19 protein-coding genes are annotated in these 20,678 nt (G+C 55.0%); 11 read left to right on the top strand and 8 right to left on the bottom strand.

Annotation, left to right across the window (positions count from 1 at the left end):
* Positions 1–47: 47 nt before the first annotated feature.
* The 8 genes from CFB02_RS18255 to CFB02_RS18470 form a co-directional block, all read right to left on the bottom strand.
* A complete protein-coding gene (locus CFB02_RS18255; protein WP_227519302.1) occupies positions 48–773 on the bottom strand; it encodes an SLBB domain-containing protein in 726 nt (241 codons plus the stop codon).
* Between the two features lie 385 nt (positions 774–1,158).
* Complete coding sequence (locus CFB02_RS02900) at positions 1,159–1,917, bottom strand: Wzz/FepE/Etk N-terminal domain-containing protein (protein ID WP_088556801.1); 759 nt, start codon at positions 1,915–1,917, stop codon at positions 1,159–1,161.
* Between the two features lie 7 nt (positions 1,918–1,924).
* Complete coding sequence (gene rfaH / locus CFB02_RS02895) at positions 1,925–2,404, bottom strand: transcription/translation regulatory transformer protein RfaH (RefSeq protein WP_088556800.1); 480 nt, start codon at positions 2,402–2,404, stop codon at positions 1,925–1,927.
* The gene (gene cysQ / locus CFB02_RS02890) at positions 2,401–3,177 is read right to left on the bottom strand and encodes a 3'(2'),5'-bisphosphate nucleotidase CysQ (RefSeq protein WP_088556799.1); all 777 of its coding nucleotides are present in this window, start codon (positions 3,175–3,177) and stop codon (positions 2,401–2,403) included. Before cysQ ends, rfaH begins: the two co-directional genes overlap by 4 nt.
* 1 nt (position 3,178) lies before the next feature.
* The gene (locus CFB02_RS02885; RefSeq protein ID WP_088556798.1) at positions 3,179–4,540 is read right to left on the bottom strand and encodes an MBL fold metallo-hydrolase; all 1,362 of its coding nucleotides are present in this window, start codon (positions 4,538–4,540) and stop codon (positions 3,179–3,181) included.
* A gap of 119 nt (positions 4,541–4,659) precedes the next feature.
* Positions 4,660–5,103, bottom strand: coding sequence for a pilin (locus tag CFB02_RS02880; protein WP_088556797.1), 444 nt, complete (start codon positions 5,101–5,103; stop codon positions 4,660–4,662).
* Between the two features lie 73 nt (positions 5,104–5,176).
* A complete protein-coding gene (locus CFB02_RS02875) occupies positions 5,177–6,673 on the bottom strand; it encodes an O-antigen ligase family protein (RefSeq protein WP_088556796.1) in 1,497 nt (498 codons plus the stop codon).
* 99 nt (positions 6,674–6,772) lie between these two features.
* Positions 6,773–7,135, bottom strand: coding sequence for a type IV pilin protein (locus CFB02_RS18470; protein WP_157677824.1), 363 nt, complete (start codon positions 7,133–7,135; stop codon positions 6,773–6,775).
* Between the two features lie 401 nt (positions 7,136–7,536).
* Between CFB02_RS18470 and pilB the strand changes: the two genes are divergently transcribed.
* The 11 genes from pilB to CFB02_RS02815 all read left to right on the top strand — a co-directional run bounded on the left by pilB (position 7,537) and on the right by CFB02_RS02815 (position 20,672).
* Complete coding sequence (pilB, locus tag CFB02_RS02865; protein ID WP_088556795.1) at positions 7,537–9,255, top strand: type IV-A pilus assembly ATPase PilB; 1,719 nt, start codon at positions 7,537–7,539, stop codon at positions 9,253–9,255.
* Between the two features lie 2 nt (positions 9,256–9,257).
* Positions 9,258–10,478, top strand: a complete 1,221-nt coding sequence (locus CFB02_RS02860; RefSeq protein WP_088556794.1) for a type II secretion system F family protein — start codon at positions 9,258–9,260, stop codon at positions 10,476–10,478.
* 84 nt (positions 10,479–10,562) lie between these two features.
* The gene (locus CFB02_RS02855) at positions 10,563–11,438 is read left to right on the top strand and encodes a prepilin peptidase (RefSeq protein WP_088556793.1); all 876 of its coding nucleotides are present in this window, start codon (positions 10,563–10,565) and stop codon (positions 11,436–11,438) included.
* The gene (coaE, locus tag CFB02_RS02850; RefSeq protein WP_227519301.1) at positions 11,435–12,094 is read left to right on the top strand and encodes a dephospho-CoA kinase; all 660 of its coding nucleotides are present in this window, start codon (positions 11,435–11,437) and stop codon (positions 12,092–12,094) included. The genes CFB02_RS02855 and coaE overlap by 4 nt, the downstream gene beginning before the upstream one ends.
* On the top strand, positions 12,087–13,181 hold the full coding sequence (locus CFB02_RS02845) for a hypothetical protein (protein WP_088559142.1): 1,095 nt from the start codon (positions 12,087–12,089) through the stop codon (positions 13,179–13,181). The genes coaE and CFB02_RS02845 overlap by 8 nt, the downstream gene beginning before the upstream one ends.
* Positions 13,182–13,274: 93 nt before the next feature.
* Complete coding sequence (gene tsaA / locus CFB02_RS02840) at positions 13,275–14,018, top strand: tRNA (N6-threonylcarbamoyladenosine(37)-N6)-methyltransferase TrmO (RefSeq protein WP_088556792.1); 744 nt, start codon at positions 13,275–13,277, stop codon at positions 14,016–14,018.
* Positions 14,019–14,061: 43 nt separating this feature from the next.
* Positions 14,062–16,413, top strand: coding sequence for a response regulator (locus CFB02_RS02835; RefSeq protein WP_088556791.1), 2,352 nt, complete (start codon positions 14,062–14,064; stop codon positions 16,411–16,413).
* A gap of 62 nt (positions 16,414–16,475) precedes the next feature.
* On the top strand, positions 16,476–16,664 hold the full coding sequence (yacG, locus tag CFB02_RS02830; RefSeq protein ID WP_088556790.1) for a DNA gyrase inhibitor YacG: 189 nt from the start codon (positions 16,476–16,478) through the stop codon (positions 16,662–16,664).
* Between the two features lie 112 nt (positions 16,665–16,776).
* Positions 16,777–17,334: a YfaZ family outer membrane protein gene (locus tag CFB02_RS02825; RefSeq protein WP_088556789.1), complete on the top strand. Its 558-nt coding sequence runs from the start codon at positions 16,777–16,779 to the stop codon at positions 17,332–17,334.
* A gap of 141 nt (positions 17,335–17,475) precedes the next feature.
* On the top strand, positions 17,476–19,647 hold the full coding sequence (locus CFB02_RS02820) for a hypothetical protein (protein ID WP_088556788.1): 2,172 nt from the start codon (positions 17,476–17,478) through the stop codon (positions 19,645–19,647).
* An 89-nt stretch (positions 19,648–19,736) separates the two neighbouring features.
* Positions 19,737–20,672, top strand: a complete 936-nt coding sequence (locus CFB02_RS02815) for a glucosaminidase domain-containing protein (RefSeq protein WP_088556787.1) — start codon at positions 19,737–19,739, stop codon at positions 20,670–20,672.
* The last annotated feature ends 6 nt before the right edge of the window (positions 20,673–20,678 follow it).

Here is a 20,678-nt window from a genome sequence, read left to right as displayed (position 1 = left end):
CGGGAATGCGTTCTCAGTCAGCCCGCCCGCGCGGAGAATGACATCCCTCAGAGTCTCCCCTCCACCAAAGGTTTACTCTCCCGGGTAGCGTACCTCACCAGAAAGGGTGATTCGGTATTGTTTGTCAAATCTGGAGTGGGCTGAATCAGGATAGAATCACGGCTTTGAAGTGTTTGCCGCGTTTCGCCAGCCATTACATCCGCCAATGCAATCTGGCGGGTGGTCACTCTGCGGTCACCCTCCTCTGCAAGCTCCGATCTGGCCAGTTCCGCCGAAAACAGGGATGCTGAGTCTTTCAGGCCTCCAGCGAGAGCAATAACATCCGCGAGCCCGCCGTTCTCAGGGATGGGGTATTCGCCCGGATAGCGAACTTCACCGGAAATGGTGACAAACGAAGCAGGCTCAAGGGGCGTTGCCTGGATGCGAAGCTGCTTCAACAACCCTGGCAATAGTTTCTCCCGCTTTGCATCCCGCAGCTGCCGAAGCTCTTCGTCATCATCGCTTTCATGGGCGTACGCGGGCTTGAGTCCCAAGGCCCAGACTTCGCCCTGCCACTGGAGGTTGATCGCCGTGCCAGCTTTCGCAAGTGGATTCTGATCAAAACCGCGAACGCCAGGTATTTCGCTGCTGCCATAGAGGCTGTATTCGCCCCGAAAACCCTGCTGACCCTGCTGTTCCTTTTCGAAGCGCAGGTAGGCAGCAGCGGAGCCCACGGAAGCCTGGTCAGCGCTGACGCTGTCCTCCAGGCCACTGTAGACCGTACTCCACATCATTGGCCAAGTGCTGATAGTGCGATCCATATGGCCTCGGTCTGCCAGTTTCTGGGCCGCAAATCGCGCCCGCGAGTCTCCCGGCTCAAGCCAGGGGGCCGCGGGGAGGGAAACACTTGTCAGACACGCTACCGCCCCACCGACCAAGGCCCAGTGTTTTAAGGTCATAGGATAAAATTATCTGAAAAACGACAGGAAACAGGCAAAAGGAAGGGGACAACTGACTCCCAACTGTATCCTTGCCGGTAGATGAATGAACTGTTTCAGAAGCGTGACGATTCTACGGCAATGCATGTGACAAGCAAGTGACAAAAAGTCTGACACATTGGTTTTCAGAGGGATAGCAGGGTAAAGAATTGTTGAAGCTTTGAAGTTGCAAGTGAAACGTTTAATTATCGATCATCTGAGCTCTTACCAGGCTAGCGAACTCGGCGAAAAACGCGAAAAAGACTCCCGCGATCAGTCCCAGCATGCCAGACAACATAATGATCAGGCTGCGTGCAGGCCCGGCAGGCTCCAGAGCTTGCCGAGCTAGCGCCAGAGTCTCCGTAGCCTGAATGGACTTGAGCGTCGACTCCAGCGAGAGCCGCTTCTCGACGGCAGCTGCGATAGCGGCTCCTGCATCTTGCGTACCCCTTAGCATTTCAATGCTTGAGGAAAGCGACTCCATTTGCGCTTTCAGGCTCTGGCTGAGATTCGAGACTGCTAATGCCTGAGACTTTTCAAGCTGCGCAATCAGTGAAGAGTGAATCTCCTTGACGAATACGACCTCGGCCTGAGGAGCCTCAGAGACAATCCGGACAAAGCTTGTGTTCTCCGGATTCTCGAACTGCACCTCCATGGGCATTTGTTCTTCATACTCATCACTATAGGCAGCGCGATAATCAGGCAGCCAACGATTCTCCAGGGTTGCGATAACCAGGGCGGGCTTCTCAATAGTATTACCGGCACCCCGTTCAGCAAGCTTCACCAGACTGACAAACTCATACTTCTGAGGCATCACGAGTGCGTAAACGACCCCGGTAAGCAATGTCAGAAGAAACACTGCATAAAAGACCCGGCGGCGCCTTAAAAAGGTCGAGGCCAAGTCCACCAGACTGATTTCATCGTCGTATGGCGGTCGTGACTTTTCGTTATTTTCTGCCATTCAGCTCTTACCTTGTTATTCCAGAGACCGGCACTTTTATACTCTGCCGCTTCTGCATAAAGTTGATTAATACGATTGCCCGCTCTTCGCCGTCATATGCCTGAAATATTGCATGGATACCCTCAAATGGGCCTTCGCTAAGATAGACTGCCTGACCGGGTTTGATACCACCCTGCTCCGCCACGGAATCCGGGCTGACTTTAATATGCCTTATTACCTCATCGCAGATCGAGGTGGGCTTGTTCGCAAAACCAACGACTTTCAGAACACCTCGGGTTGAACGAAGCTTTGCCCACATCGGGTCGGATTGCTCCAGATTCACGAACAGATATCCGGGAAACAGTGGCTCAAGCTTCTTCACCCGTTTGCCAGCCCGAATCTTCTCGACTGTGATTTTTGGGAAGAAGCAGGTTATGCCCTGATTGTGCAGATGCTGCAGAGCCCTGTCACCTTGCGCAGGTTTATATTGAAGCGCGTACCATGTCATGCCTGTGTACTGTACCAGCCGCCAGCCGCGATAAAATACGGATTTAACACATCTTGCTTACCATATTTAAGCCGCTTCCCTTCCAGAGTTAGCACTTTGCCGCCAGCTGCCACCAGCACAGCTTGCGCTGCTCCTGTATCCCACTCACACGTCGGCCCCAATCGCGGATAAATGTCGGCGTGACCTTCTGCGATACGGCAGAACTTGAGCGAACTGCCGGCCTGCACGAGTTCATGCTCGCCGAGTTCATCGATAAACGCTCTGGTTTCCGCGTTTAAGTGATTCTTGCTAGCCACCACGCGCTTTACATCCTTGGGCTCCGCCACCCGAATTCGGTGAACTCTTCCGGTGCGGTCGCGCATGTGGGCGCCCTCACCGGCCACACCCCAGTACGCTTCTTTCAGAGCCGGAGCTATCACCACACCCATAACCGGCTCACCGTCCTCAACCATCGCGATGTTGACGGTGAACTCACCGGTACGCTGAGTGAAATCCTTGGTACCGTCGACAGGGTCCACCAGCCAGAACCGACGCCAGTGTTTACGCTCTTCCCAGGGAACTTCCTTGCCCTCCTCGGAAAGAATGGGAATGTCTCGACTTATTGTGCGCAAACCGCGGGTGATGATGTCATGGGCCGCAGTATCCGCAGCTGTAATGGGTGACTCGTCTGCCTTGTAGCTTACCTTGAAGTCTGACTGGTATATGTGCAGGACTCTCTCGCTAGCCTCGTCCGCCACTTTGATAACATCCGGCAGTATTGAGCTGTAGTGCATGTCAGATTTCCACCTCTTCAAACAACTCGGGTACTTCAGCATCCCAACCGAACGTTTCTGCGATGTGTTTTCTCATTGTATCACTGGCAACCATTTCGCCATGGGTGATGTAAACCTTCTGCGGCTTCAGACTGCCCTGCTCGAGCCAATTCAGAATTTCCTTGTAATCGCCATGAGCACTCATGGAATCCAGGCTGTAAATCTCTGCCTTTACCGGCCAGTATTCCCCATGGATCTTGACCTTGTCGGCTCCATTAACAAGAGCGTCCCCCCGGGTCCCCGGGGCCTGGAATCCGGCAAAGACAACACTGTTCCGGTAGTTCGGAAGCAGGCTCTTGAGATGATGGAGCACCCGCCCACCGGAGGCCATACCGCTGGCCGAAATGATAATACAGGGATAACGCACGGCATCCAGCTCAATCGACGCTTCGACAGTGCGGACAAATTCGGTTTTGTCATCAATCAGCTCACAGTCGGCACCGCTTAGCTTGTGCTCTTTATGATGTCTGCAGAAGATCTCAGTGGCTTTGATTGCCATAGGGCTGTTCAGGTACACAGGAAGCTTGGGAATTTTTCCCTCGCCCATTAACTTGTGCACGACATAGAGAAGCATCTGGGCCCGCCCCACGGCGAACGCCGGCATAAGCACAATACCCCCACGGCCGGCGGTTTTCGTGATGATATCTGCCAACTCTGCCTCGGGGTTCGATTCCCCATGCACGCGATTGCCATAGGTAGACTCACAAACCAGCACATCCGCATGGTTGATGGGCTCCGGTGGTCGCATGATGATGTCGTTCTGGCGACCCACATCACCACTGAAAACCACGCTTCGAGCAGAGCTACTGTGAGTAACGTGCACACAGGATGAGCCAAGAATGTGGCCGGCCGGAGTGAACTGCACTTCAAAACCCTTCACTGGTTCGAATGCCTCGTGATAGTGCAGCGACTCGAAGTGCTTTAATGCTTCCCAGGCATCTTTCTCGGTGAACAGGGGCTCGGGCTTTTCATGCTTCGAAAACTTCTTCCGAAAAGCATACTTGGCGTCCTCCTCCTGTAGGAAACCGGCATCAGGAAGTAGCACCCTGCAAAGCTCGTGCGTGGCCTTCGTGCAGTAGATCTTTCCCTTGAAGCCATTCTTGACCAGGGCTGGAAGGTAACCGGAGTGGTCTATATGTGCATGAGTGAGAACGACTGCATCAACAGAGGACGGATCGACTGGAAACCTCGCCCAGTTCCTACGGCGAAGGGTTTTCACCCCTTGATACATACCACAGTCCACCAGTAATCGATGGCGCTCGTCCGAGAGCAGATAGCGTGAGCCAGTGACCGTGCCGGCACCACCAAGGAAGCGCAGTTTCATAGCGGCGTAAATCCTTTTCCGTTTAACGATTCTCCCAGCTTAACTCAAAATAGGTTTCGAGCGGGATTCCCGGACCGAGAAGCACTTTCTAAAACAGCACGCTCAACTACATCAGCCAATTAATTTGCTGTGCAGTTTGGTGGTTCATAGCTTCCGTGCCAGTCGGAGGCAGCGGACCGATCGATCAGGCAGCTCCAAATGCCCTGCGCAGATCGTTCAAACCGGACAACGGTTCCTGCCAGAGAAGGGTGAGCACTGCCACCCATGGTCACTTGCAGGTGACCGGATCCGTCAGCATTTGACGCAGAAATCTGGGTGGCAAGACTGCCGTTGGTATATGGCGAAGGCTTGTATTTGAGGCTCGTGTTATCAATTGAATTGTTGTTGGCCAGATTCACCTCGTACGTAGTCCGATAAACGGAAAGTTCGCTAACAACCTGATTTACTTGCGTTCGCAACATATGCCCTTGGTACAAGGGCATCGAGACTGCAGCAAGCACACCGATGATGGCCACAACGATCATCAATTCGATAAGGGTAAAACCGCCAGACGTTCTGGACATAGCACTATCACTCGACATGGAAACTGAGGATAAAACGAGCAAAATTGAGGCCAAATGATAAAGCGATAGTCGTTCAATCTGGGGATGAACCAGAAGAGCCTTGAATCATCTGGCTGGGAGGCCTGGGAAACATACCATAATGCCAAAAACGGGGAGGCGTGCCGTAAGGTGCTGTTTCGAAGCGGTAATTTCGGTCTTCGAGCATGGCGTCGTAGTAAATCACCACTTCTCTGAGCCAGAGGCAGGCCACAAAACCGATCGCAATAAACGCCACGGTATAAAGAGCTTTATTTCCGCCGCTACCCTGAGAGGAAACAACCCAGCTCGGTGAGATCAACGCCCAAAAGACACACAGGACAAGAAAACCTATCAGCATCGAGCCCGGGGCGATAAACACTGAGGAAACACCAGCATGCAGAAGCGCAGCAGACACAGATGCTGTGAACGCCGCGAGGATCAAAACACTAGCTCCCTGCGTTTCATTACGTAGCTCCCGCCGCCGCTCCCAAAACAACCGGATAGCCTGAACAACCAAAGCTAGCAAGGCGCAAATCACCAACCAGCCATATTCAGCGGCCCACATCAGGTACATGTTGTGTGGGTGACCGAATTTCGATGACTTCAAGTACTCGTCAGTCAGAGTTTCATGGGTCAACCAAGACAGCGGGCCCATTCCAAGCGGGAAGTTTTCAAAGCTCATGCGCCACGCTTCTATGAACAAAGGCATTCTGCCCGCGGATCCCGCGTGGAGTGCACGAACAGTCAATTCATCAATCAAAATGGACGGAATCAGTACCGACAGAACCAGCCATGCAAACAGGCCATAACCGAGATAGCGCAAAAAAACTTTTACCCAGGGTAACGCCGGTCGTCCGACAAAAACGAGGACTATAAATAGACCAAAAATCAGCCCCAACATTGTGCCCCGTGAAGTGGAGAGAAATATAACCCACCACCAAATTGCTGCACCCAAGGCACAGAAAAATCGCCAAAGGCGTTGGTTTTGGAGAGGTCCAATTAGAACAGCAAGCGGCAACAACGGCATTAGCCACGTCGCAATATGACTCCAATAACGGATATTGACGAAACCCCAGGGAATAAACGCAGAGAGCTGGCTGACTTCATCGGAGAGTGCGAACAGGTAAACCATAATGGTTGTTGCGCCATATAACGCGACAGCGACTGCCGCGCAATAGACGAGAATGACTGCTAATTGGTGTTTTGTCCTGTCGCTACCAGCGAGGTTGCCCATCGCAACGAAGCCAAAGAAGAAGACTGCGTAGAGACCTGGCTCAACCCAGGCATAGAGGGATTCGCGAAAAGGAAAAGTCAACAGTAAAAAGCCTGAAGCAACAATCAGCGCTGGCCAGAGTTTATTCAGAGTTTCGATGCCGTATCGGCTAATGTAGAAGGCGCCGACCGCGGTGCAGGTAATTGTGAGGATACCAACCTGTAAAAACCTCTGGAATGCATAACTTCCAACTGGCTTAGGCAGTAAATCAGCAAACAATACGGATAGGAGCACCGTTAACGTCAGTAGAGAAACAAAAAAGGTCTGGGTTTTCGTCATTTCAGCTTGCCCAGAAAGATTAAGAATAGAAACAAAAAAGGCCTGGGGCTTTGAGCACCAGACCTTTTTCTATTACGTCAGGCTAGAACCTGATAATGATCAGCTGCTGGTGCAGGTACCAGAACCGTCACAAGTCAGAGTAGTGCTGGCAGAATCTGACGCTGTAGCAGTTGCCCAGTTAGCTGTCGGCACACCAGAACCATTGGTCGGTGCAGAACCCGATGCCGGGGCGGAAATTGAAGCGCAGGCACCTTGAACCGCAGTGGAGAGGTTGGACGGATCCTGTGAGTACTCAATCAGCCAGTTGTTTGTCTGGGCCTTCAGCTCGGCCAGGCAGGAGTCAACGCGGCTCTGCTCAACGTAGTCCTGATAAGCAGGAATAGCGATCGCTGCCAGGATACCGATGATGGCAACTACGATCATCAGTTCGATAAGAGTAAAACCGTTCTGACCTTTCTTCATTTGAATCTCTTTCATTTTTGCGACCTCTGGTTTGTCGTTTCGTGTTTTCAGCCCGGGGGCGGTGGTGCCTTCCCCCTTACCGCTTCGAGCTTGTTGTTGCCTCAGCATCCGGCGTGCCAAGTTCAGGAAAAACATAAATTCCATCGACAGGACAATGAGTTAACAGTTATTGGCAAGATTTCAGAGACGCCGAGCTCAACCAGAAAGAAGTCGCATGGCGTCGAACACTGACATTTTTTGTCACCTTGCATGCAGGAGCAGCCAACCTTTGCGATAACACGAACTATCAAGAAAGCGAAAGGATAAGACGAACATGCCTTTCCAAAGCCGGTCTGCACATCTAAACTCTGTAGTCATCAACTCGCGATTCAGCTACTTACAGACGATTTCTGCAGACATTTATGGCGAATAACAACCGGAATATAACGCTCACGGGCCTCGCTCGGCGATTTGTGGACGACAAGCTCCTGGATGAGGATACCGCCAAGGACGCCTTTGTTCAGGCATCACAGAACCGCATCCCGCTCATCACCTATCTCACCCAGAACCAGCTTGCCGACAGCTCCAAACTGGCTTTCTCAGCAGCCATGGAGTTCGGGATATCAGTACTGGATCTCGATGCCTTTTTGCCGGAGATGATGCCGGAGAAGGCGGTTGACGAAAAACTCATTCGAAAACACAACGCGTTGCCGCTGTATAAGAGGGGCAACCGTCTCTTTATAGCTGTGTCAGACCCGACCAACATACAGGCGCTCGACGAAATAAAGTTCAACACTGGCCTGAGCACTGACGCGGTTCTGGTGGACGACAGCAAACTCCGGGCCGCCATTGACAAATACCTGGAATCCCATGACACCACCATGGGGGACCTTGAGGATGCCGACCTGGAAGGCGTGGAAACGGAGGGTGGCGAGGCCGATGACGATGAGGGGGCAGTATCTGTCACCGAGATCGACGACGCGCCGATTGTAAAGTATGTCAACAAGATGCTTCTGGATGCGATTCGAGGCGGCGCATCTGACATCCATTTCGAGCCCTACGAGAAAATCTATCGGGTTCGTTACCGGACTGATGGCATTCTGAAGGAGGTATCAAGACCCTCCATCAAGCTTGCACCGAAAATTTCGGCGCGGGTCAAAATTATGGCTCAGCTCGATATTTCCGAACGGCGCGTCCCCCAGGATGGCCGCATCAAGATGAAGCTGTCCAAAACCAAGGCCATTGATTTCCGGGTAAATACGCTCCCCACACTTTGGGGCGAAAAAATCGTGCTTCGGATTCTGGATCCCAGCCAGGCGAAACTGGGTATTGATGTTCTCGGGTATGAAGAAGATCAGAAGAAGATGTACATGGATGCCCTCTCCCAGCCTCAGGGCATGATTCTGGTGACCGGGCCTACCGGTTCCGGTAAAACAGTTTCGCTGTACACAGGCCTGAACATCCTGAACACGGCGGGAATCAATATCTCCACAGCGGAAGACCCGGCAGAGATCAACCTGGAAGGGATTAACCAGGTGAACGTAAACACGAGGGTGGGACTGGGTTTTGCCGAAGCGCTGCGAGCGTTCCTGCGCCAGGATCCGGACGTCATCATGGTGGGCGAGATCCGGGATCTGGAGACTGCCAACATAGCCATCAAAGCGGCGCAGACCGGCCACCTCGTTCTGTCAACACTTCACACCAACAGTGCTGCGGAAACGCTTACCCGAATGATGAACATGGGTGTTCCCTCGTTCAACATTGCCACGTCAGTGAGCCTGATAATTGCGCAGCGGTTAGGCCGCCGGCTTTGCAGTGCCTGCAAACAAGCTGCAGACATCCCGAAGGACGTGCTTTTGGCGGAAGGGTTCACACAGGAACAAATTGATACAGGCTTCACGTTGTACCGCCCCAAGGGCTGTGATAAATGCAATGGAGGATATAAAGGCCGCGTTGGTATTTACGAGGTGGTCAAGATTACCGACGAGCTGGCTAACATGATTATGGAAGAGGCCAGTTCCATTAAAATTGCAAAGCAGGCTCAGGCAGAGGGCTTCCGCAACTTGCGCCAATCCGCCCTACTGAAGGTCATGGAGGGCGTGACCAGCCTTGAGGAAGCCAACCGCGTGACGAAGGATTAAGCATGGCAGAGAAAGCACAGAAGCTCGAATCGTTTATCTGGGAAGGCAAAGACCGGAGAGGCAACAAGTCCAAGGGTGAGCTGACCGGCGCCAACTTGGCTCTGGTGAAGGCGCAACTGCGTAAGCAGGGCATTATTCCGGATAAAGTAAAGAAAAAGCCCAAGCCGCTCTTCGGTGGCAGCAAAAAAATCACGCCATTCGACATCGCAATGCTAACACGGCAGTTGGCAACCATGATGAAAGCGGGTGTGCCGCTGGTCCAGAGCTTCGACATTGTTGCCGATGGTCTTGAAAACAAAGGTCTACAAGACCTTGTAATGACGGTCCGGAATGACATTTCTTCCGGTACAAGCTTTGCCGGCGCTCTTAGAAAGCATCCAAGGCACTTTGACGACTTGTACTGCAACCTGGTGGATTCGGGTGAAAAGGCCGGTGCGTTGGAAGCAATGCTCGATCGGATTGCCACATACCTCGAAAAAACCGAACTGCTGAAGAAGAAAGTCAAAAAGGCGATGACCTATCCGATTGCGGTTATTATCGTTGCGATGATCGTGACGGCGATCCTTCTGGTCAAGGTTGTGCCTCAGTTCGAGCAACTGTTCACCGGGTTCGGTGCTGATCTTCCCGTATTCACCCAGATGGTCGTAGAGCTCTCCGAGTGGCTGCAATCCTGGTGGTTTGTGGTGTTGCTCGCCATCATGGGCTCAATCTTCCTGTTTAAGGAATCCAAAAGACGATCGCGGAAGTTCTCCGACCTCATGGATAAGGTGGTTCTTAAACTGCCCGTGGTTGGCGAGATTCTGGATAAATCCGCAGTGGCGAAGTTTGGCCGGGTTTTATCCACAACCTTCGCGGCCGGTGTGCCTCTGGTGGACGCGCTCGATTCTGTGGCCGGTGCCACCGGCAACGCTGTTTACCGGGATGCCATTGATCGAATCAAGAATGACGTTGCCAGCGGTACACAACTGCAGGCTTCCATGCGCCAGCAGGATGTATTCCCGGTAATGGCAGTTCAGCTCACAGCCATCGGCGAAGAATCGGGTAACCTGGACGAAATGCTCGGTAAGGTCGCAGAGCATTACGAGGGCGTTGTTGATGATATGGTCGACAACCTTACTGCCCTGATGGAGCCTATGATAATGGCCGTTCTGGGCGTGTTGGTTGGTGGTTTGATCATTGCCATGTATCTTCCGATCTTCCAGATGGGTCAGGTTATCGGCTAAAAGCCGGCCGCCCGACCGCAAAGTGGAGCCAGAGGAAAGGTATCTTCTGGCTCCGAGTTCCCCCGCCTGATTCTCGGATAATTGATGATTACTCTGGACGCCTTTCTCGCCACGCCCTGGCTTCTTTTCCTTTCTGTCACCCTCGTTTCCCTCTGCATCGGCAGTTTCCTGAATGTTGTGATTCTACGACTGCCCAAAATGATGCATCAGGACTGGCGCTGCCAGTGCGAGGAATTCCTGGAGCTGCCTGAAACAAAGCGAAGGGATGAAGAGCGGATTACCCTGTCCAAACCGGCCTCCACCTGCCCTTCTTGCGGCCATGGCATTCGCGCCTGGGAGAACATCCCTGTAGTCAGCTGGCTGGTTCTTCGGGGCAAATGCGCATCCTGCAAGGCGCCTATCTCGCCACGCTATCCAATCATTGAGGCGGTAACGGCGATTTTCTCGGTGGTGACCATTGCAGTCATCGGACCGAACGAATCCGCCCTCTGGGCCTTGCTTTTGGTGTGGGCTCTGGTGGCCCTGACCGTGATTGATTTAGACACCCAGCTCCTACCAGACAGCATTACGCTGCCCCTGATGTGGCTGGGCCTCGTGTTGAATTATTTTGGCGTGCTGACGGACTTCAGCAGTGCCTTTTGGGGTGCGGTGGCAGGTTATCTCTCGTTGTGGTCTGTTTACTGGCTTTTCAAGCTGGTAACCGGCAAGGAGGGCATGGGCCACGGAGACTTCAAACTGCTTGCCGCACTCGGCGCCTGGCTGGGGTGGCAGTTGTTGCCAGCGGTGATTCTGCTTTCCTCGGTTGTAGGAGCCGCTGTCGGTATCGGCTTGATGGTGTTCAAGAAGCATGGTCGGGAAGTTCCGATTCCGTTTGGGCCTTATCTGGCTACGGCGGGGTTGATTTGTTTGTGGTTTGGGAGTGAGATTCAGGCGTTTTGGTTTGGGTTTCTTGGCATATGACGGAGAGATCACTTGAAGATGGGGTCAGAGCAAAATCGCGGGGCGATTTTGGTCAGACCCCGGTGGTTGGCCTGACTGGCGGGATTGGTTCCGGAAAATCGACTGTGGCTCGCTTGTTTGGTGAGCACGGCGTGCACTGGGTGGACGCCGATGATGTTGCCCGGGAAGTGGTTGAGCCGGGAACGCCTGCACTGGAACGGATTTCAGAGCATTTTGGGAAGAAAATCCTCACTTCTGAGGGTGCGTTGGATCGGGCGCAGCTTCGTGGGATTGTTTTTGAGAAGCCGGAAGAGCGGGTTTGGCTGGAGTCGCTGCTGCATCCGATGATCCGCGAGGAATTGATTCGGCAGTTGAACCCGGAAAACTACCAGCTTCCCTACGTGCTTCTGGTCTCCCCTCTCCTTCTCGAGACCGACCAGCACGAACTGGTTGACCGCATTATCGTGATCGACGTGCCCGAAGAAACCCAGATTGAGCGCACCATGGCCAGGGACACCAATTCCCGGGAGCAGGTTGAGCGGATCATTGCGGCTCAGGTGTCGCGCGAAGATCGGCTGGCGCGGGCGGATGAGGTGATTGATAATAACCGGCCTCTGGATGAAGTAACACGTCAGGTGCGGGAGCTGCATGAAAGGTTGCTGGTGGATTTTGGCTGACTGGTTTTCCCGCTATCGCATGACAGCCCTTGCGGCTGTTCTTTCTCTGACGGTCTCTTCTCCAAGCTACAGCATCGAGCCGGTGTTTGAGGTTCGGGAGCGGTCTGTGGCGGAGATTCTGTCTCCAGCTCAATTGCCGATCGGGTTCTATACCTTTGAGCCGGATGAATATTGGGCGGACCCACGGGATTCCTACTGGCTGAAGTTCAGTAACTGGGTGTTGCGGCAGGAACGCCTGCACGGGCAGAAGATCCAGTCTGTTGGCCAATGGGCAGACCGCACCTTGTCCGGCAGCGCCCAAAGCCTGCCCAACAATGAGAGCTATCTGCGAGTTGGCTTTGCGACGGAATCCGAATACGGCGATCCGGCACAGTTTGAGCCAGAGGCTCGGTTCCGGCTGGACATTCCCACCACCCGTCGGAAACTGCGCCTGGTGATCGAAAGCGAGAGCGAAGACCTGATTCCTCTCGGGGAGCGCCAGCGGGACCGGCAGCTCACGGAGCCCGAGCGTTCAGATACGGAAGCCACAGGTGCACTGCGTTACCTGACCCAGATTGGCGATGCCATCAATTTCTCCAACGATGTGGGTGTTCGCCTGCGGCTCCCTCCAGATGCCTTCTGGAGAGCAACGGCGGAGAAACGCTGGCGCCTGGACGACAAGTGGATCCTGAACGCCCAGCAGCGGTTCTATTATTTTCATCAGGACGGCTGGGGCGAGCGAACCTGGATTGGTGCCGGGCGGCCGGTTGGCAATGGCTGGTATTTCCGCTCGTCTTCGGAATTGGAGTGGGTACACAACGACAAGGAATTTGTGGCGGGTCAGATTTTCAGCACGCGCAAGCGCATGAATAACCGCTTGATTGTAACGCCAAGAATGGGCGTCCTCGGGGAAAGCAAACCTTCTTGGCGCACCACCTCCGCGTTCACCGATCTCACGTTTCGCTACCGACTGCACAGCAACTGGCTCTATGCGGAGCTGATTCCAGCGCTGGAATTCCCCCGGGAGGAGAGCTTTAAAGACCGTGCTTCTGTGGTTTTTAGGATAGAAATGTATTTCTCAGGAATTATTGAAGATGATCGCCTGTGAAGGAGGGGTCAGAAGAAAGCGTTCTTCTGACCCCGGGTTAAATGCTGAAAATGGGGTCAGATGAAGGCTTTCATCTGACCCCGGAGTTTATAGATGCCACGACATTTGTCTAAACCGCCTTCCGAGGCCCTCACTCTCACGCCTATCGCCATTACCCGATCATGCTTTCAGGACAAGTTCGGGGTGCCGCGCCAGCCGGGGCTGACCCGGCATGCCCGGGCCGAGCTGATTATCCAGCCACCGTTTGACCGCGAAGATGCCTTCCGTGGGCTGGAGACCGCCAGCCACCTTTGGCTGACCTTTCAGTTTCACGAGGCGGTGCGAGCAGACTGGCGGCCCGTGGTGCGCCCTCCCCGCCTGGGCGGCAATCGCAAGATGGGTGTGTTTGCCAGCCGCTCTCCGTTTCGCCCAAACAGCCTCGGCCTCTCGGTCGTTCGCAATGAGGGATTGGTGCGCAAAGATGGACAGCTCATTCTCCGCATCAGTGATCATGACCTCATCGAGGGCACACCGATACTGGATATCAAACCCTACCTGCCATTTGCCGATTCCGTTCCTGAAGCGACATTGGGCTGGGCAGACTCCCCGCCCACGGAAAGACTGGAAGTGGTTTTTCTGCCTGAGGCAGAGGCCCAGATCAGCGGGCTTCCACCAGAAGAGTATCCGGAACTGCGCCCGCTGATCGAGGATGTGGTGGCTTACGATCCCCGCCCGTCTTTTCGGCGCGGGCGGGAAGAGGAGCGGATCTACGGCGCACATTTATACGATCTGAACGTGCGCTTTCGATTCGTGAATGATCATTCACGGAAACGTGTCGAAGTGCTGACGGTCTGTTAAACTGCTTTTGGTGATTTTGTAGTCGACACAGGGAATATGTGCCTTGCCTTCAAAGCGGTTCTTCAAACGATTGGGAATACGACCACTGGCGGCAAGGTTGCTCGCCTACGTATTGCTGTTCAGCCTTTTTCTGTCTCTGGTGGCAACGGGCGTTCAGCTGATCGGAGAATTCGAGCGGCGCAAGAACGATCTGCTGAATGACCAGACACGGGCCGCCGAGTTGGTTTCCGGGAGCATGAGCAACAACATCTGGCTGATGAATTTCAGCGAGGTGGCCAATAGCCTGGATGATATGAAAGCAGTACCCGCTGTCCAGTACGGGCGGGTGGTGACCAGCACCGGCGAAACCTTCAGCACCGGCACTTACCCTGAGGGCCGGGTAATATCGCAGACCTTTCCACTGGTTTTCGACCGCTCTAACAACCGCAGTCCTGAAAACGTTGGCACGCTCACCGTCACCTCCTCCATAGACCAGATCTACAAAGACCTGCGTAACCGCGCGCTCCTGAACCTTTTGTTTCAATCCATTGTTGTCATGCTGGGCACCCTGGGCCTGCTGGTGATCGTTCGTTTAACGCTGTCCCGGCATCTGGAATCCATGGCCGATTACGCCGCGCGGCTGAACCTCGACGCGCTGGTAGACCCGCTGAAGCTCAAGCGCAAACCCCGAAAAACGCCAGATGAGCTCTCGGAGCTGGAGCAGGCCCTGAACAAGATGCGCCTGCAAATCCTTGAGGACACCCGCTCCCTGCGCCAGACCACGATCCAGTCCCAGGGTGAACGGGACGAGGCGGTTCGTGCCAATCACGCCAAGAACCAGTTCCTGGCCAATGTCAGCCATGAACTGCGCATTCCGCTGCAGTCCGTATTGGGTTACGCCAACCTGATGACCGACACGCCCCTGGATCAGGAGCAGCGGGAGTATGTTCAGACACTGCTGAGCGCCTCCGAGAGCCTCTCCGCCATCATCAATGACCTGCTGGACATCTCCAGCATGGAAGCCGGCAAGCTAGTATTGGAGGACATTCCCTTTGATCTTCGGGAAACCCTCAACGATCTGGTGCATATGCTGGGTTCCCGGGCCCGGGAGAAGGGCCTCGCACTGGAGCTTAGAATCGACGAGAACCTGCCCTGGGCCCTGAAGGGCGACCCGGTGCGCATCCGCCAGATCCTGCTGAATCTCACCTCTAACGCCATCAAGTTTACCGATTCCGGCCATGTGCTGATCAGTATTGAGGTGTTGGGTCGCCGGGACGACAAGGCTCGCCTTCGCATTGCCGTGGAAGACACCGGCGTGGGTATCAACCCGGAAGATGTTCCCCTGGTTTACGAGCCCTACGTGCAGCTTGGCCAACAGTTCCAGCGTCAACTGCCCGGTGCAGGACTTGGCCTCACCATCTGCCGCCAACTGGTGGGCCTGATGGACGGGTCCATGGATCTTGAAAGCCGCCCCGGTGAAGGCTCGACCTTCTGGATGGAACTCACCCTGCCCGTGGCCCCCGAGAACGCTGCCCGGGTTCGGCCGGATACCCGGATGGTGAAAAACCGCAGGATTCTGGTGGTGGATTCCTACGAGCTGTCCCGCAAGATAACCCTGGAAATGCTGTCCCGGCACGAAGTGCACATCGAAGCGGTGAAATCCGCCGGCGAGGCGCTGACGTCCCTGCGCACGGCGTTCGATGGCCAGCAGCCGTTCGACGCGATCATTCTGGATGGCTTTGTACCGGATATGGACAGCGACCTGCTATGCCGGCAGATCCGTAGCAACCCGCTCTGGTCGGATATGCGCCTGCTGATCCTGTCGTCCAACCCCCAACGGGGCGACGCCGAACATTTCCGCCAGGCCGGTGCCGATGCCTTCCTGAGCAAATCCCTTCGGGAATCTTGCCTGACGCCCATCCTTAACCAGTTGTTTGCCGATGCCGCCAAAGAAGAACGGCGCTTTCTGACCCGATTCTCGCTGCAGGCTACCACCGATACCGCCCGGCGCCGGGAGCTTCCCTGCGGCCGCATGAAGGTGTTGCTGGTGGAAGACAATCCTGTGAACCGCACCCTGACCCGTCGGCTGCTGGAGAAACTCGGTTGCGACGTGATGACCGCCAACGATGGCGAGGCTGCGGCCAGCCTATGGCAGTGGCACCCGTTCGATCTGGTGTTCATGGATTGCGTGATGCCCCGCGTGGACGGTTTCGAAGCCACCCGACGTCTCCGTGAGTGGGAGAAAACCCACAACCGCGCGCACATCCCTGTGGTCGCCCTGACCGCCAGTGCCATGGAAGAAGACGAGGAACGCTGCCGCCGATGCGGCATGGATTCGTTTGTTGCCAAGCCTGTCAATATTGAAATGCTACGGGCAGTGCTGGAACAATATTGTCAGGCGTCTGCTGCCTCCTGAGAACGGCTTACCGAAATACGGGCACAGACATCCAGACACGTTTCAGATACCCGAAGGCAACCATGAACGTTGAATGCCCAACCTGTAAAAAGTCCGTGGAATGGACCGAGTCCAACCCTTGGCGCCCTTTCTGTTCCGAGCGTTGCAAACTGATCGATCTGGGGGCCTGGGCCAACGAGGAATACCGGGTACCCGCAGAGAACGCATCACCGGAGGATCTGGACCAGGGCGGCGAGACCACCCGGCACTGATCTGCGAAAAATGAAAGTTAACGGGGACTTACTGGCATTTAAGTTGAGTGGTCCGGTGCGTCCCGTTAACATACCGCCAATTCTGCTAAAAACGTAACGAAGGTGCACAACTATGAAAGCGTCCCGGATTTCCCTGATGGTTCTCTCACTGGCTGCCGCGCCTGCCTTCGCAGGTGACGTGGATCTAAGCCTGACAAACGACTCGGTGAAGGGCCAGGTAAACTTCTTCGACACCAACAACGACATTCAGCTTGGCACCGGTTACACCTACCACGAAGGTGGCCGCGACATTCTCAACGTCGATTTCCATGCCCAGGGCCGCACGGCTATCGGTAACCTGCCGACGACCGCGGGCATTGGTATGCGCGGCATCTTCTGGGATCAGAGCCGTGCCGATGGTGGAGCGCTCGGTCTGGGCGGTTTCGCAACCGTCAACATCCCGAACGTGCCGGGCCTGTCGTTCACCGGCGGCCTGCATTACGCGCCCAGCATTCTCTCGTTCGGCGATTCCGATGACATGACCAGTCTGGAGCTTCGTGGCAGCTATCGTGTGATCCGCAACGCGGAGATTTTCGCCGGCTACCGTTACCTGAACACCGATATCGAGAACTCATCACGAGATGTCAATCTCGATGAGGGCGTTATGGCCGGCATGAAGATTTTCTTCTGATTCATGCCTCATCTGAAACGGGCCCGTTCTCTCGGGCCTGTTTCACTTTCCCTCCCTGACTCTTTCGTGCTTTTCCTCACGCTTTCCCGAGAATCCGACTGTTAGACTGTCTGCCTGTATTTTCTGCACGGATAGCCAGGCATGCGATTCACACTCGGTTTACTCCTCTCTTCGACTCTGGTGCTCACCGCGGGATGCGGAAGCGGCGAAGATGCCATTGCCGGCGCGGCCGCCCAGCCCAATGACTTCGCGGGAAACAAGAACCCGGTCGATGATTTCAGTTCCGGCAGTACCGGCGATTCCTCTAATACAGGCGGCCTGGCCAGCAATGAAGTCCGGGTAACCATGGAAGTACCGGGTGGTGTCACCAGCGACGGCGAGCCTACCCGCCGCAACCTGCGAATCGTGCCACCGGACAGGGTGAGTGTTTACTACACCAACCCGGCCTTGCAGAACCTGGGCGAGCCTCCCATTTCCAGCCGCACCGACAGCGAAGGTTTCACCATTATCGAATTCACAGAAGGCCTGCCCCTTGGACCGGATGTGATTATCGATGCCAGTTATGGCAACACCCGAATGCGAGCCCTCGCCGCCGATGCGGACCGGGATGTGAAGGTAAATCCTTTTTCCGAGTATCTGGTGCGTAACACGCTCAGCAGCTACACGGCCGGTGAGTTCCAGACCATTCTGGATTGCGTTGCCGATGAAGGCGGCGAGCTATGCCTGAACAAGTATGTGTGGTCGACCCTCGCCGATCAGGTGCACGACTTTGAAATTGAGATTCCTTCCAATGTTGGCCTCGGCAGTGCCCTGGATATTCTCGAAGATCGGGGCGACTTTGCCCGTTACGTGAGTGCCATGGCCGACTACGCAGTGCTCGATGAAACGTCCTCGGGAAAAATCAGCGCCAGTTCAGCGGACTACAATTCAGTATTTCTGGGCATCGAGTTGGGGCAGACCTTTCTCGAGTCTACCCTGAGCGGGTCCGGGCAATGGGGTGTTCGAACGGCCCAGGAAGAGGTGCTGACCGATGATAATGGCACCGGCTATGTTTATCCGGCTCTGACCCTGACCAGTTTTGATGCCTTCAACATCCGAGTGACCTCTCTGGCCAACGATATCCCATACGATCGCGAGGCTCTGATTCACCAGGAGGGTAACGACTTCTTCGTGCGGGGCTCTGAATACTGGGAACGGAATACCCACTCCTCCTCCCCTGGAGCAGCCACGCTGTTGGAAGACACTCGCCTGCTGGCAGGCCGGGCCCTATATCAGAGCATTACCGGCCGGGGCAGCTCGAAAATTATTGGCTGGACTCGCAATCCCTACTATCTGGACGCCTTCACTAGCGCGCCTGAGGAGGAAACCACGGGGGCCGACCGGGTGATCAGCGGCTATTTCACCGCTGGCAAAGCGATTGAGCTGGAAGCAGACGGCGACCAGTTGCGGCGGCTGGGCACTCTGGAGGATCAATATCTGTCGGCTCTTGAAGTCAACCTCCTGAGGAAGGAGGGATTCGACGCCGACAGTCTGAATGGCCGCGACTACAACATGCTGTATCTTGGAACCCGATTCAGCGATGCGACAACGCCTCTCACCATTGAAGCAGGCGTTGGCCAATGGCAGATTTCTGGCGGCACAGTTAACCAATCCCAGAGCTTTACGTCATTACAACGAGACAGTTCAGGCACTGTCTCGACGGACTCCACCGGTACCCGAACAGAATCCTGGACCCTGAGCAACCGAACCTCGCGGCTCAGCAAAGGGGATGTGGATATCGGCCGGCTGAACCTTGACATAACAACCGCTTCCGGTGATTTCCAGCGGCCCGATATCGGTGTTGGTGCCAGCACCCCGGATGGCACCCTGATGGCATTCAACCTGGACGATAGTCCCCTGGGCGACGGTATTCTGATTGCCGCGGAGCAAACCGCGAACAACGCACCGGCTACGGGACAGTTCAGGCTTCAGGGCGTGGCCCTGGCCCTGACATCGCAGACGAACAGCCTCCGACATTTTGACAATGCCCTGCTGACCATCGAATCCTCGAGCTCGGCAACACTCTCGCCGATTTCGCTGACCAGCACCCATTCCGTTGGTAACGAGACCGTGACAAAACCTGCGCTGGAGAGCCTGGCGGACATTGACCTGGCGTTCACCCAACTGGGCGACGGGAGGGTAGAGTTCACCGCCGGCAATCTTGTACTTGAGGGCTTTCACACCGCCAGTCAAGACCAGCTCTATTTGCGGTTCCGAACCACAGAGGGTGGTGAGGAACAGATCGGTTTGCTGGTTGCAACACGACTGCCCTGAGGGCAGTGGCATCCCACAAAAGCCAACTGGCAAACGCTCTCGTATAACCTGTTATAATCATTGCTATATCGATTGGAACGAGAGGTTTTATGTCTGCGGGTAAACGGGCCGTCATACTGATGTTCCCCCTGATTGCATTTGCGATCGGCGGTGGCTTTTATACGCCACAGGCCAGTATTGACCGGATCAACTCCGATAACACAGGCTCCGAACCCGCACTGTCTTCTCTGCCCCCGCTCCCAAGTTGGGCCAACGACGACCTGCCGGATTTTTCTCAGTATCAGGACACCACGGAGAAAAAGGCCGCGTTCTTCTCGTTTCTCTATCCACGGATTGTTCTGGCCAACTCACGGATTCTGATTGAGCGCGACTACCTGGATAGCCTCGCTGCGAAGGAGACATTGACCAGCAAGGAGTATGATTGGCTGGCCCAACAGTCCGAGCGACTAAGAGTGGATGCCGAGCCCGGCAGCGACGAGCAGTTTGCCCTGCTACGCAAGCGTCTCGATGTGATTCCTCCGTCTCTGATCCTGGCCCAGGCCGCCAATGAATCCGCTTGGGGCACCTCGCGGTTTGCGACCAAGGGCAACAACCTGTTCGGCCAGTGGTGTTTTTCCAAAGGCTGCGGCTTGGTTCCCCTCAGTCGGGCGGATGGGGCTAGCCATGAAGTGGCGAAGTTCTCTTCACCCTACCGGTCGGTTCGGGCCTATATCCAGAATCTGAATCGCCACCCCACCTACCAGCTATTGCGGGATGTTCGGCTAAAAGACCGTCGCAACAACGCCCCCCTGTCTGGTCTGGAGCTCGCCGAAGGCCTGCTTGGCTATTCCGAACGGGGCGAAGATTATATAGAAGAGATCCGGGCGATGATTCATTACAACAACCTGGAGTTCTACGACGACGATTTCCGCAGCGTGGTTAGAAACCTTGAACCCGGCAGCCTTGAACAGCTGGCTTCTACCGAAGCGGAAACCGGTTTGCTACCCCGCCAATCATCACTGAAAACCAACCCGGCTGAAGGTTAGAGACCC

The organism is Marinobacter sp. es.042, assembly GCF_900188315.1.
In the GTDB taxonomy this organism is placed as follows: domain Bacteria; phylum Pseudomonadota; class Gammaproteobacteria; order Pseudomonadales; family Oleiphilaceae; genus Marinobacter.
This window is presented reverse-complemented; position numbering and strand designations above follow the sequence as displayed.

Coding starts and splice junctions, on each gene's coding strand:
- CFB02_RS02885 (WP_088556798.1), bottom strand. CDS start 4,540: ATGAAACTGCGCTTCCTTGGTGGTGCCGGCACGGTCACTGGCTCACGC.
- coaE (WP_227519301.1), top strand. CDS start 11,435: ATGACGGAGAGATCACTTGAAGATGGGGTCAGAGCAAAATCGCGGGGC.
- CFB02_RS18255 (WP_227519302.1), bottom strand. CDS start 773: ATGATGTGGAGTACGGTCTACAGTGGCCTGGAGGACAGCGTCAGCGCT.
- pilB (WP_088556795.1), top strand. CDS start 7,537: ATGGCGAATAACAACCGGAATATAACGCTCACGGGCCTCGCTCGGCGA.
- CFB02_RS02855 (WP_088556793.1), top strand. CDS start 10,563: ATGATTACTCTGGACGCCTTTCTCGCCACGCCCTGGCTTCTTTTCCTT.
- CFB02_RS02820 (WP_088556788.1), top strand. CDS start 17,476: ATGCGATTCACACTCGGTTTACTCCTCTCTTCGACTCTGGTGCTCACC.
- CFB02_RS02900 (WP_088556801.1), bottom strand. CDS start 1,917: ATGGCAGAAAATAACGAAAAGTCACGACCGCCATACGACGATGAAATC.
- CFB02_RS02875 (WP_088556796.1), bottom strand. CDS start 6,673: ATGACGAAAACCCAGACCTTTTTTGTTTCTCTACTGACGTTAACGGTG.
- CFB02_RS02825 (WP_088556789.1), top strand. CDS start 16,777: ATGAAAGCGTCCCGGATTTCCCTGATGGTTCTCTCACTGGCTGCCGCG.
- cysQ (WP_088556799.1), bottom strand. CDS start 3,177: ATGCACTACAGCTCAATACTGCCGGATGTTATCAAAGTGGCGGACGAG.
- tsaA (WP_088556792.1), top strand. CDS start 13,275: ATGCCACGACATTTGTCTAAACCGCCTTCCGAGGCCCTCACTCTCACG.
- CFB02_RS02880 (WP_088556797.1), bottom strand. CDS start 5,103: ATGTCCAGAACGTCTGGCGGTTTTACCCTTATCGAATTGATGATCGTT.
- CFB02_RS02815 (WP_088556787.1), top strand. CDS start 19,737: ATGTCTGCGGGTAAACGGGCCGTCATACTGATGTTCCCCCTGATTGCA.
- CFB02_RS02860 (WP_088556794.1), top strand. CDS start 9,258: ATGGCAGAGAAAGCACAGAAGCTCGAATCGTTTATCTGGGAAGGCAAA.
- yacG (WP_088556790.1), top strand. CDS start 16,476: ATGAACGTTGAATGCCCAACCTGTAAAAAGTCCGTGGAATGGACCGAG.
- CFB02_RS18470 (WP_157677824.1), bottom strand. CDS start 7,135: ATGAAGAAAGGTCAGAACGGTTTTACTCTTATCGAACTGATGATCGTA.
- rfaH (WP_088556800.1), bottom strand. CDS start 2,404: ATGACATGGTACGCGCTTCAATATAAACCTGCGCAAGGTGACAGGGCT.